The 11,970-nt window shown below is 76.3% G+C and carries 9 protein-coding genes; 7 read left to right on the top strand and 2 right to left on the bottom strand.

Annotated elements, in window-relative coordinates:
* Positions 1-53: 53 nt before the first annotated feature.
* Entirely contained in the window at positions 54-1,067 is a 1,014-nt protein-coding gene (locus tag ACIG47_RS23030; RefSeq protein ID WP_397433385.1) for a LacI family DNA-binding transcriptional regulator, read from the top strand.
* 9 nt (positions 1,068-1,076) lie between these two features.
* Here ACIG47_RS23030 and ACIG47_RS23025 read toward each other — a convergent pair whose 3' ends face one another.
* Both ACIG47_RS23025 and ACIG47_RS23020 read right to left on the bottom strand, forming a co-directional pair.
* Positions 1,077-2,783, bottom strand: coding sequence for a DapH/DapD/GlmU-related protein (locus tag ACIG47_RS23025; protein ID WP_397433383.1), 1,707 nt, complete (start codon positions 2,781-2,783; stop codon positions 1,077-1,079).
* A gap of 39 nt (positions 2,784-2,822) precedes the next feature.
* Entirely contained in the window at positions 2,823-4,217 is a 1,395-nt protein-coding gene (locus tag ACIG47_RS23020; RefSeq protein WP_397433382.1) for an aminotransferase class I/II-fold pyridoxal phosphate-dependent enzyme, read from the bottom strand.
* 173 nt (positions 4,218-4,390) lie between these two features.
* Between ACIG47_RS23020 and ACIG47_RS23015 the strand changes: the two genes are divergently transcribed.
* The 6 genes from ACIG47_RS23015 to ACIG47_RS22990 all read left to right on the top strand — a co-directional run bounded on the left by ACIG47_RS23015 (position 4,391) and on the right by ACIG47_RS22990 (position 11,967).
* A complete protein-coding gene (locus tag ACIG47_RS23015; RefSeq protein ID WP_397433381.1) occupies positions 4,391-5,839 on the top strand; it encodes an amidase in 1,449 nt (482 codons plus the stop codon).
* A gap of 71 nt (positions 5,840-5,910) precedes the next feature.
* The gene (locus ACIG47_RS23010) at positions 5,911-7,026 is read left to right on the top strand and encodes a PotD/PotF family extracellular solute-binding protein (RefSeq protein WP_397433380.1); all 1,116 of its coding nucleotides are present in this window, start codon (positions 5,911-5,913) and stop codon (positions 7,024-7,026) included.
* Positions 7,026-8,084, top strand: coding sequence for an ABC transporter ATP-binding protein (locus ACIG47_RS23005; protein ID WP_397433379.1), 1,059 nt, complete (start codon positions 7,026-7,028; stop codon positions 8,082-8,084). The genes ACIG47_RS23010 and ACIG47_RS23005 overlap by 1 nt, the downstream gene beginning before the upstream one ends.
* Position 8,085: 1 nt before the next feature.
* On the top strand, positions 8,086-8,955 hold the full coding sequence (locus ACIG47_RS23000) for an ABC transporter permease (RefSeq protein ID WP_397433378.1): 870 nt from the start codon (positions 8,086-8,088) through the stop codon (positions 8,953-8,955).
* Positions 8,948-9,778, top strand: coding sequence for an ABC transporter permease (locus tag ACIG47_RS22995; RefSeq protein ID WP_397433376.1), 831 nt, complete (start codon positions 8,948-8,950; stop codon positions 9,776-9,778). Before ACIG47_RS23000 ends, ACIG47_RS22995 begins: the two co-directional genes overlap by 8 nt.
* Positions 9,775-11,967 carry a hydantoinase/oxoprolinase family protein gene (locus ACIG47_RS22990; RefSeq protein WP_397433375.1) on the top strand — a complete coding sequence of 731 codons (2,193 nt, stop codon included), beginning with the start codon at positions 9,775-9,777 and terminating at the stop codon, positions 11,965-11,967. The genes ACIG47_RS22995 and ACIG47_RS22990 overlap by 4 nt, the downstream gene beginning before the upstream one ends.
* Positions 11,968-11,970 lie beyond the last annotated feature (3 nt).

Genomic DNA, 11,970 nt, shown 5'->3' with positions numbered 1-11,970 from the left:
TTCAAGACCCAATTAGTTGCGCAACTTCTGCGCGCGGTCCTACCGTCGGCCCCATGGAGAACGCGCGCCGCACCACGCTGGCCGACGTCGCCCGCGCCGCCGGGACGACGGTTCCCACGGTGTCCAAGGTGCTCGGCGGCCGCTCCGACGTCTCCGCCGGGACCCGGGCGCGCGTCATGCGCGTCGTGGCCGAGCTCGGGTACCGCGGCCGGGCGGGCCGGGGCGTGCCCCCCGACGCCGGGCGGCCGCCGTTCGTCGACCTCGTGCTCAGCGGCATCGAGGGCACCTGGGCCAACCGGGCGCTGAGCGGCGTGGAGCGCGCCGCCGCGGAGGCGGGCGTCGACGTGGTCGTCTCGGTCGCCCGGCCGCCCGACGACGCCTGGCTCACCCGCCTGCTGGCCCGCCGACTGCGCGGCGCCGTGCTGGCCCTCGTCGACACGACGCCCGACCAGCTCGCGACGCTCGCCGCGGCCCGCATGCCCGTGGTGCTGCTCGACCCGGTGCGGCAGCCGCCCGGCACCGTGGCGAGCGTCGGGGCCGCCAACTGGGCCGGCGGGCGCGCCGCCGCCGAGCACCTGCTCGCGCTCGGGCACCGGCGGCTCGGGGTCCTCGCCGGGCAGCGCACCCACCTCTACAGCCAGGCGCGCGTCGACGGCTTCCGGTCGGCCGCCACCCAGGCGGGCCTCGACCTGGCCGACGACCGCGTGGTGCACACCGACTGGCGGCGGGCGCCCTCCCGGGCCCGGGCGGCCGAGCTCCTGCGCGGCGCCGACGGGCCGACGGCCGTCTTCGCGTGCTCGGACGCGATCGCGCTCGGCGTGTACGACGCGGCCGCCGAGCTGGGCCTGCGGATCCCGCAGGACCTCAGCGTGGTCGGGTTCGACGACCTGCCGGAGGCGGAGTGGGCCACCCCCGCGCTGACCACCGTGCACCAGCCGATCGCCGAGATGGGCGGCGCCGCCCTGCGCATGCTCCTGCGCCTCGGCGCGGACCAGCCGCCCGAGGCGCCCCGCGAGGAGCTGGCGACGCGCCTCGTGGTGCGCGGCTCGACCGCCGCCGCGCCCTGACCGCCGGCCTCAGGCGCCGATCGGCGCCAGGCGCACCAGCGGGTCCGGGCTGTGCACGCCGCGCGGCCGGTAGCCCAGGCTGTCCGCGAGGCCCAGGAGGTCGGCGAGGTACCAGACGATGGCGAGCCACATCTCGGTGCCCTGGAGCCCGGGCACGCCGTCCGGGCCGGGGTCGTCGGGGGCGAAGGCGAAGCCCGCGCCGTCCGACCAGTGGCCGAGCGCCCGCCGGAGCTGCGTCCGGGCCCAGCCCGCGCCCTCCGCGCGGCGGTGGCTCGTCTGCCGGGCCGCGAGCCAGAGCGGGTGCACGACGTCCAGGACGTTGCAGGCGGTGTAGCCCGCGGGCGTGGCCAGGTGCGGGTCCGCCGCGTGCTCCAGGACCGTGCCGACCGCCGCGTCGGGGTACGGCAGCGGGAGCCCGAGCTGGGCGTACGTGCCGCGGGTCAGGCGGTAGAAGCCGTTGACCGCCTGGAGCCAGCGCGGTGCCGGCTGCGGGGCGCCCCACAGCCCCGTGGCCGGGTCGGCGCGCGCCGTCAGCCAGCCCAGCAACGGGTACAGCGGGCCGACGCCGCCGTCGTCGAACCGGTCGGCGAAGTCCGTGATGTTCAGGGCGCAGGCCGTGGCCACCGCGTCGACGGCGGCGCCGCTGCCCCAGGCCCCGGCGCCCCAGTCCCGGGCCTCCAGCGCCCGGACCAGGTCGCGCCCGGACAGGCGGTGCACGGCGTGCACGGGATGGGGCAGCCGCCCGCCGAGCAGCCGGACCGCGTACCCGACGCTGAGGACGTGATAGCCGGCGCTGCCGTCGAACGGGTCCAGCGGCTCGCCGTCCGTCCCGGGGCCGGCCAGGCCCGCGTCGGCGAGGTCTCCGTCGGGCACGAGGCCCGTGACCGGGTCCTGCCGGTGGGTGAGCCGCCGGACCAGGTCCGCGGCCTCGAACCCGGCCGGCGGGGCGCCCAGCAGCAGGTCGGCGATCTCGACGGCGTCCGCCCACGGCCGCACGGCCGGTCGGCGCGGGCCCGCGAGGGCCGCCGGGCGGTCGACGAACCGCCCGTCCTCGAAGCACCGCGCGAGCACGGCGCCCGCCTGGTCGCGCACGCGGTCGCCGAAGGCCCGCAGCTCGGCGGCGAGGTCGGACGCCCCGGCGGCAGCCGCGTCCGCGCGGCGGTCCCGCAGGACCCGCGCCGGGTTGCCCGCGACCACGGCCCAGTCGGGCACGTCGCGGGTGACCACCGCGCCCGCCCCGACCACCGCGTGGTCGCCCACGGTGACGCCGTCAAGGATCGTGACGTTCGAGCCGACCCACACGTCGTCGCCGAGCACGATGCCCTTGCTCCAGGTGTCCTGCTGGTGGATCGGCAGGTCGGTACCCATGCTGTGGTTGAACCCGAGGATCGAGGTGTGGGCGCCGATCCGCACGCCGTCGCCCGCCCGGACGTCGCCGCGGACCACGGCGTACGGGTTGACCGAGCAGTCCGCGCCGAGGGTCACCTCCCCCGTGAGGTAGGCGTGGGCGGCGACGTAGGTGCGGTCGCCGAGGGCGAGCCGGTCGCAGAAGACGGCCGCACCGGGTGCCACGAAGACACCCTCGCCGATCCGGGCGCCGGCCGCGACGAGCTCTCGCCGCCGGGCCTCCTGGGCCGCGCCCTCCGGGGACGCGGGGTCGTACTCCCAGGGCAGGTAGTCGATCCGTCGGGCGCCGTCGGCCGGTGTGGGGTGCACGCGCGCCACCCTATCCGGGGCCTTCCTGCCGCCGTGCGCTCAGCCCGCCAGGAGCGCCCCGCGCGCGGCGCCGGCCAGCGCCTCGGCGAGCTCGTCGACGCGCTGCGGGTCCGCGGGGATCTGCGGTGTGGCCACCCGGAGCCACGCGGGACGCGGCGGGGTCGCGAACGTGCGGGACGACGGCGTCAGCACGATGCCGCGCGCCCCGAGCTCGACCAGGGCCTCGTCCTCGTTCTCGGCCCGCACCCACACGACCAGGCCGCCGGGAGGTGTCATGGTGCGCACGTCGCGGGCCGCGAGCGCCGCGGCGAGGTCGCGGGCGCGGTCGGCGTACCAGCGCCCGGAGTCGGCCACGAGCGTGCCGACGCTGGGCGTGGCGAGCAGGTAGGCGAGCGCGTTCTGCAGGATGCGGCTCTGGGCGAGGATGCCGTGGCTGCGCAGGCGGCGCACGCCCAGCACGACGTCGCGGGCGCCGCCCACCACGGTGGTGCGCAGGTCGAGGCCGAAGGCGCGGCAGAAGGACGTGATGCGGACGACGCGGCCGGGCAGCAGCGTGCCGAGGCTCGGTGGCCGCACGGGGGCGAGGGGGCCGAGCACGTCCTCCTCCAGCACCCAGGCGTCGGGGGCGCGCTCGGTCAGCACGGCGGCCAGCTCGGCCAGCCGCTCCGGCGTGACGGCGCCCTCCAGGGAGAACTCACCGCCGGGCTGGTAGACGACGGTGCGTGCGCCGGCCGCGAGCGCCCGCTCCAGCGCGCCGGGCAGCGGCCCGGAGGCGTCGGAGGCGACGCCCACCACCTCGAAGCCCACCGAGCGCAGGTTCCCGATGGTGCCGGAGACCGCGGGCTCCTGGACGGCGATGAGGCCGCCGGGCGCCGTGGCGGCCTCGGCCGTGAGCAGGGTGGCCTCGCCGGCGCCGCTGACGGTCACCCATTCGGCGGCGTCGAACGGCCAGTCCTGCCGGACGGCGTCGAGCAGCGCCGGGGTGATCGCCTCGCGGCGCAGCGAGTTGGTCTGGGGTTCGCGCAGGCTGTGCGCGAACGCCTCCAGCAGGTCGGGCAGACGGTCGGTGGTGGGGTGCGCGGAGGCGAGGTCGACCGTGGACCAGCCCGCGAACACGGGGGTCTCGCCCGCGCGCGGCCAGGTCGGGGCGGCCACCGGCCCCGCGACGATCGTGCCGCCCCGGCGGCGCGTGGTGACCAGGCCCCGGTCGACCAGGAGCGACCAGATCCCGGCGATGGTGGAGCGGCCGAGGCCGGAGGCGGAGGCCACCTCCGCGATCGTGGGCAGCCGGGTGCCGGGCGCGAGCACGCCCTCCTCGATCCATGCGGTGAGCTGCTCGGCCAGCTCGGGCCCGGAGACGCCGCGCACCGAGGAGATCAGGCCGGACGGCGTGTCCGGGGAGACGCCCCGGGCGTCGGATGCTGTGCTCGTCATCGCCCCTCGTCGGTCGCGTGCTGCCGGTTATCTTCCAGATGTATATCAGGATCGCCGCGCGGCGCGCCAACCCGTCTCGGCACCCCGGACACGGCGCGGTACCAGCATCTCATCAGGCGGACGGCGGCGGCCGCGGCTTGGAGCGAACGGGCCGTCATGGTTAACGTCTACCCGTGACCACGAATCTTCCATCACATAAGCCGGCGTCCCGCCTGCCGGTGATGGACACCGCCGACCGGATCCGTTCCGGCCGCGAGAGCGCGCGCTCCGTCGCCGAGCGCACCCTCGCGCGGGCGGACGCCGTCGACCCGGCCGTGCGGTCCCTCGTGTGGCGCGACGACGCCGCGACGCTCGCCGCCGCGGACGCCGTCGACGCGGCGCTGGCCCGGGGCGCGGACCTGCCGCCGTTCGCGGGTGTGCCGATCACGGTCAAGGACACGTTCGCGGTGGCGGGCCAGCCCTTGACCCGGGGCTCCCTGGCGATCGACGAGACGCCGGCGACCACCACCGACCTGCTGCCCGCCGCCGCGTTCGCGGCCGGCTTCGTCCAGGTCGGGCGCGCGGCCACGCCGGAGCTCGCGATGACGACGTCCTGCGAGAGCCCGCGCTCGGGCGTCACGCACAACCCGTGGGACCTGGGCCGGTCGCCCGGCGGGTCCAGCGGAGGACCGGCCGCCGCGGTGGCCGCGGGCATCGTCCCGGTCGCCCTGGCGAGCGACGGGGGCGGCTCGCTGCGCGTGCCCGCCGCGTTCTGCGGCCTGGTGGGCCTCAAGCCCGGCCGCGGCCTGCTCCCCCAGCGCGTCCAGGGCTGGGAGGGCGGCGCCACGGAGGGCGTGGTCACGCGGACGGTGCGCGAGACCGCGGCCGTGGTCACGCACCTGGCGGCGCCCGACCCGCTGGCCTGGTCGCGCGGGCCCGCCGCCCCCGACTACCTCGCCGCGCTCGACGACCCGCCCGGCCCGCTCCGCGTCGGCCTGCTGACCCGGTCGTGGGACCCGCGGATCCAGGTCGACGCCGCCTGCGTCGCCGCCGCGGAGGACGTCGCGGCCGTGCTGCGCGCCGCCGGGCACACGGTGGTGGCGCTCGACGCCGCCGCCGAGGGCGCGGAGATCATGGACCTGTACCCCGGCGTCGTCATCCCGGCGTGGCTGCGGCAGGTCCCACTGGACCACCCCGGCCGGCTCCAGCCCTACATCCACCGGGTGATGGCCCAGGCCGACGCGCTGGGCGCCGCCGGCTACGTGCGCGGCGCGGTCCGCCTGCGCGCCCTGGCCCGCGACGTCACGGCCACCCTGTTCCGCGGCGCCGACGTGGTCGTCACCCCCACGACGGCGACCCGCGTGCCCGAGGTCGGCGTCGTGCTGGACGAGCTGACCCGCGCGGCCCCGACGCGCGACGCCGTCGTCTACGAGCGCACCCTCGCGTTCACGACCGTGCCGAGCGTGCTCGGCACGCCCGCCCTGACCCTGCCCGCCCACCTGGACGACGACGGCCTGCCCCTGGGTACCCAGCTCGTCGCCCCGCAGGGCGGCGAGGCGCTCCTCCTGCGGCTCGGCCAGGTCCTGGAACGGCACTACGCCTGGGACCTGCGCCGCCCGCCGCACCACGCCGGGGACGCATGACGACCGCCCGGAACCCCGACCCGCACCGCGACCCCGTCCGCGGCCCAGCACCCCACAGGAACGAGACCACCATGACCTCCCGCTCCCCGCGCCGGACCACCCGGCCCCTGCCCCGCACGCTCGCCGCGGGCGCGGCGCTCGCGCTCACCGGTTCCCTCGCCGCCTGCTCGGCCGGGGGCGACGACGCGTCCGGCGGGGCGTCGGACGGCACGCTCAAGGTCGCCGTCTACGCCGGCTCCTGGGGTGAGTCGTTCACGAAGGCCTTCGTCGAGCCGTTCGCGGAGGAGACGGGCGCCACCGTCGAGCTCGTGCCCGGCAGCCCGGCCGACTGGCTCACGGCGCTGCGCACCACCAAGGGCGGCACGCCCGCCTACGACGTCGTCGCGTTCACGCCGAACGTCATCCCGAGCGCGGTCTCCGCGGGCGTGGTCGCCGAGCTCGACACGGCGCGGATCGAGCAGTTCGACCAGCTCAACACCGTGCTCGCCGAGCAGAGCAACATCGCCGGCACCCAGTACGGCCTGCCGCTGACCGTCGGCTCCACCGGCATCGCCTACCGCACCGACAAGATCGAGGAGCCGCCCACCGACTGGTCCGACCTGCTCGACCCGGCCTACTGCGGCCACGTCGCCGTGTCGCCGCTCACCTTCAACACGGGCATCGAGTTCGTCGCGGGCCTGATCAACGAGGCCGGCGGGACCATCACGGACCCGGCGGACGTCGACGCCGCGTTCGAGCAGCTCGAGACCCTCAAGGACTGCGCCTCGACGTTCCCCGCGGACGGCACCAGCGTGGAGACCGCGCTGTCCAACGGCGACGCCTGGATCGCCGCGCACTGGGACGGCCGCGCGTTCGTCCAGAAGAACCAGGGCGAGCCGATCGGCTTCGCCTACCCGGCCTCCGGCTCGGTGGGCGCCCTGACCTCCCTGTTCGTCACCGAGGGCACCGAGCAGGAGGAGCTGGCGTACACGTTCCTCGACTACGTGGCCTCCAGCGACCACCAGCCCGTCTTCTCCGAGGGCACCTGGTACGCCGCGTCCAACGACCAGAACGAGTACCCCGCCCAGTTCGACGGGCAGATCACCAGCGGCCCGGGCGCGTACGACAGCTTCGTGTGGGTCGACTACGAGACCATCACCCCGCAGCTGCCCGACCTGCAGGCCCGGTGGCAGGAGATCTTCGGCTGATGACGGCACCCACCACCCCGGAGGCCGGCACCGCCGGCCGTGTCGAGGTCCGCGGTCTCAGCGTCGGGTACGGCGGCGCGCCGGTGCTGGAGCTCGACGAGCTCACGATCGAGGCGGGCGAGTTCCTGTCCGTGCTGGGCCCCTCGGGCTGCGGCAAGTCGACGCTCCTGTCGGTGCTGGCCGGGTTCGTCACCCCGACCACCGGGTCGGTGCTGATCGACGGCCAGGACGTCACCCACGTGGCGCCCCACCGGCGCGAGACCGGCCTCGTGTTCCAGAGCTACGCCCTGTTCCCGCACATGACCGTGCGGCGCAACCTCGAGTACGGCCTGCGCACCCGGCGCGTGCCGCGCGAGGAGCGGGCCCAGCGCGTGGCCGACGCCCTGCGCCTGGTCGACCTGGCGGGCTTCGCGGACCGGTACCCGCAGCAGCTCTCCGGCGGGCAGCAGCAGCGCGTGGCCATCGCCCGTGCCCTGGTCACCCGGCCGCGGGTGCTCCTGCTCGACGAGCCCCTGTCCAACCTCGACGCCAAGCTGCGCCGCCAGATGCGCCACGAGCTGCGCGAGCTGCAGCGCGAGATCGGCACCACCACCGTCTTCGTCACGCACGACCAGGCCGAGGCGCTCGCGCTGTCCGACCGGGTCGCGCTGCTCGCGCACGGCGACCTGGAGCAGCTCGGCACCCCCGAGGAGCTGTACCGCACGCCGCGCACCCGGTTCGCGGCCGACTTCGTGGGCGCCGCGAACCTCCTGCCGGTCCACGACGCCGACGGCGCCCGCACCGTGCTGGGCCGCCCGGTCCCGCTGTCCGCGGACGCCGGCACCACCGTGGCCCTGCGGCCCGAGCACGTGCGCGTCGTCGAGCCCGGCGGTGACGCCGCCGTCGCGACCGTGCTGTCCGTCGGGTTCGCCGGGGAACGGTACGAGTACCGCCTGCGCACGCCCGACGGCACCGAGCTGCTCGCCAGTCCTGCGGGGGCCGGGCGGCGTTTCGCCGAGGCCGAGACCGTCGGGCTCACGTGGTCCGACGACGCCCTCCTGCCACTCGGGGCGGCCTGACGTGGCGGCCACCCGCGCCCGCGACCTGCGCGGCCATGTCGCGGCGATCGTGCCCACGGCGTTCGTCGTGGTCGCGTTCCTGCTGCCGCTGGTCGGGCTGCTCCTGCTGAGCCTGCGCCCCACCGACGCCATGAACAACGTGCTGCCCGGGTTCACCGGGGCCCAGTACGCCGAGGTGTTCGCCACGCCCTACCTGTGGGGCTCGGTCGTGGAGAGCCTCTGGCTCGCCGTCCGCGTGAGCGTCACGTGCCTCGTGCTCGCGTTCCCGCTCGCGTGGTACCTCGCCCGCTCGACGTCGGCCGTGGGCCGGTCCCTGGTCTTCGTCATCACGCTGTCGCCGCTGCTGACCAGCGAGGTCGTACGGTCCTTCGGCTGGCGCGTGGTCATGTCGGGCGAGGGACCCGTCAACGTGGTGCTCCAGGGGCTCGGGCTGGTCGACGAGTCGCTGCCGCTGCTGCGCTCCCCGTGGACGGTGTTCCTCGCCGTCGTGCACGTGCTGCTGCCGTTCGCGGTGCTGGCCCTGTCCGCCTCGCTCGGCGCCATCGACAACCGGCTGCTCCAGGCGTCCGCCGACCTGGGGGCGTCCGCCGTGCGCACCTTCCGCTCGGTGGTGCTGCCGCTGGCCACCCCCGGGATCGTGGCGGCCACCGTGATCGTGTTCTCGCTGAGCATGGGCGTGTACGTGACGCCGCTGCTCGTGGGCGGCGCCAACCAGTCGCTGGCCGGGCTGCGCATCCAGACCGAGGCCATGGTCGCGTTCGACCAGCCGCGCGCCGCCGCCCTCAGCTTCGTGCTGCTGGCCGTCACGCTCGCCGTCTGCGGGCTGGTCGGTCTGACCGGGCGGCTCGCCGAGAGGGGGCGTCGTGGCTGACCGTCCCGTGCGGGCCGCCGCCCGGCCCGGTACCGGCCGGGCCCGCGCCCGGCGGGTGCTGACCCTGGTGCCCGTCGTGCTCGTGTGCGCGTTCCTGCTGCTGCCGCTCCTGGTGGTCGCGCTGAGCTCCTTCAACGCGGAGAACAACTTCCGCTTCCCGCCGTCGGGCCTGAGCCTGCGCTGGTACGCCGAGGTGTTCGGCTCCGCGCAGTGGCTCGACTCGCTGGGGTACTCGCTGCGCCTGGCCCTGCTCGTGGTGCCCGTCGTGGTGCTGCTGGGCACGCTCGGCGGGTACGCCGTCGGCGCCGGGAACTTTCCCGGGCGGCGCGCGCTCGGCCTGCTGTTCCTGTCCCCCATGGCCGTGCCCGGCGTGATGGTGGGCCTGGCGCTGCTCTACCAGCTCCAGCGCACCGGGCTGGTGGGCTCGGCACAGGGGCTGTGGCTCGCGCACCTCGTGGTCACCTTCCCGTTCTGCGTGCGGGTGGTCGCGGTGAGCGCCGCGGCCCTCGATCCCGCGCTGCCACGCGCGGCGCGGTCGCTCGGCGCGTCGCCGCTGCGCACCTTCCTGACCGTGACCGTGCCGCTCATGCGCCCGGGGATCGTGGCCGGCGCGTTCCTCGGCGCCGTCATCTCGCTCGGCGAGGTCGCCGTGTCCGTGCTGGTGGCGGGCGCCGGCGAGGCCACCGTGCCCGTGCGGATCTACTCCGCGGTGCAGGTCCAGCTCGAACCCACCGTCGCGGCCGTCTCGACGCTCCTGCTGCTGGTCAGCGTCGTGACCATCGCCGTGCTCGACCGCACCGTCCACGTCTCGAGGTTCCTGTGACCCAGTCCCCCACCGCGGCCCGCCGCCGCTGGCGCATCGGCATCGACGTCGGCGGCACGTTCACCGACCTGGTGGCCGTCCCGGGCGACGGCACCTCGTGGTCGCTCGCCGACGCCGTGACCCACAAGGTGCCGAGCACGCCGCACGACCCGTCGCAGGGTGTGGAGACAGGGCTGGCGCAGCTCCTGGAGCGGGGCATCGCCGTGGAGGACGTCGCCGCCGTCGCGCACGGCACGACCATCGGTCTCAACGCCATCCTCCAGGGTCGTGTCGCCCGGGCGGCGCTCGTGGTGAGCGCGGGCCACCGGGACGTGCTGCAGATCGCGCGTGCCCGCATGCCCCGGTCGTTCGACCTGCACGCGACGCCGGAGCGTCCGATCGTGCCGCGCGAGCACGTGCTGGAGGTCGCCCACCGGTTCGCGCCCGACGGCACCTCCGTCGGCCCCGGACGGGCGACGCCCGGGGTGGACGAGGCCGAGCTGGCCCGGCTCGTGGAGCGCCTGACGGCGGTGGCGCCCGAGGTGGTGGCCGTCAGCCTGGTGGGCGGGTACGCCGCACGCGAGGCCGAGCAGCACCTGGCCGACCGGCTGGCCGCCGCCCTGGGCGTGCCCGTGACGTCGGCCGCCGCGGTGTGGCCCGAGGCCGGCGAGTACGAGCGCACCACGCTCGCCCTGCTGGACGCGCAGATCACGCCGCTGATGACCGGCTACTTCACCGCGCTGCGGGAACGGCTGCGCCGTCTGCGGGTGGACGCCCGCGTCTACATCACGACGTCGAACGGCGGCTCGGTGTCCATCGAGTCGGCGATGCGCCGCCCGGTGCAGACGGTGCTGTCCGGCCCGGCCGGCGGGGTCTCCGCGGCCGCCACGGCCTGGCCCGGCACGGACATGGTGACCGTCGACATGGGCGGTACCAGCAGCGACATCGGCGTGCTGCGCGGGGGCCGCCCGGTGCTCACCACGACGGCGACCGTGGGGCCGCACCCGCTGATGACGCCCGTGGTCGAGGTGTCGGCCATCGGCGCGGGCGGTGGCTCCGTGATCGGCGCCGACCGGTCGGGCGCCCAGCCGGTGCTCCGCGTCGGACCCGCCAGCACCGGTGCCGTGCCCGGCCCGGCCGCCTACGGCGCGGGCGGGACCCGGCCGGCGCTGACCGACGCCTACGTGCACGCAGGCGTCATCGACCCGCGGACCTTCCTCGGTGGCACGTTCCCGCTGCGCGCGGACCTGGCCACGGCAGCCCTCGCACAGGTCGCGGACGACCTCGCGCACAAGGACGGGTCGCCGTCCTCCTCCGCCCCTGCCGCGACCGGGACCGCCGCGCTCGCCGCCTGCGCCGACGGCGTGGCCGACGCCGCCCTGCGCGTCGCGTCGGTCGGCATGGCCGCCCGCCTGCGGACCGTGCTGGCCGCGCACGGCGAGGTGCCCGAGCGGTACACGTTCGTGGCGTTCGGCGGTGCGGGCGGCACGCACGCCGCGCTGCTGGCCGACGAGGTGGGCGTCCGCCGCGTGCTGGTGCCCGCGGCGGCCGGGACGTTCTGCGCGCTCGGCGCGGCGATCGCCCCGATCCGCCGCGACGTGGCGCGCACGGTGCGCACCGTGGTGGCCGAGCAGAACCTGGACGCGCTCACGACGTCGGCCGCGGAGCTGGAGCGCGAGGTGCTCGACTGGCTGCGCACGCAGGACGTCGCCGCGACCGGGACCGTGACGCTGAGCGCCGACCTGCGCTACGCGGGCCAGCCGACCACGCTGGAGGTGCTGCTGGCCGAGCGCCCGGCGGAGCCGGGCACGGACGGGCCCGGGCCGCTGCGTCTGGAGACCGAGCCGGTGCTGCGGCGGTTCGCCGAGCAGCACGAGCGGGTGCACGGGTTCGTGGACCCCACGGCGACGGTGCGCGCCGAGACGCTGCGCGCGAGTGTGAGCGTGCGCCTGGGCGAGGTGCGGTCCGGGCACGGCGGCGCGGCGTTCGTGAAGACCGGCGCACGCGACGTCCGCTACGACGGGACGCCGCGGCCGGCGAGCGTGCACGCGCTCGCGGAGGACGGCGAGGCGGCGGTGACCGGTCCGGCCGTGATCGAGAAGGCCGACACGACGGTGCTCGTGCCGGCCGGGTGGACCGCGACGACCGACGACGGCGGCAACCTGCACCTGGTGCGGGATGCGGTCGAGATCACGAACGAGGAGGGCTGAGCC

Source organism: Promicromonospora sp. NPDC052451 (assembly GCF_044547525.1).
Classification (GTDB): domain Bacteria; phylum Actinomycetota; class Actinomycetes; order Actinomycetales; family Cellulomonadaceae; genus Promicromonospora.
The sequence above is the reverse complement of the archived record's forward strand: the minus strand, read 5'-3'. Positions and strand labels throughout refer to the sequence as shown.

What these genes read in the sequence shown, in the direction of transcription:
- ACIG47_RS23030 (WP_397433385.1), top strand. Translation starts at nt 54, where the DNA reads ATGGAGAACGCGCGCCGCACCACGCTGGCCGACGTCGCCCGCGCCGCC.
- ACIG47_RS23020 (WP_397433382.1), bottom strand. Translation starts at nt 4,217, where the DNA reads ATGACGAGCACAGCATCCGACGCCCGGGGCGTCTCCCCGGACACGCCG.
- ACIG47_RS23010 (WP_397433380.1), top strand. Translation starts at nt 5,911, where the DNA reads ATGACCTCCCGCTCCCCGCGCCGGACCACCCGGCCCCTGCCCCGCACG.
- ACIG47_RS23005 (WP_397433379.1), top strand. Translation starts at nt 7,026, where the DNA reads ATGACGGCACCCACCACCCCGGAGGCCGGCACCGCCGGCCGTGTCGAG.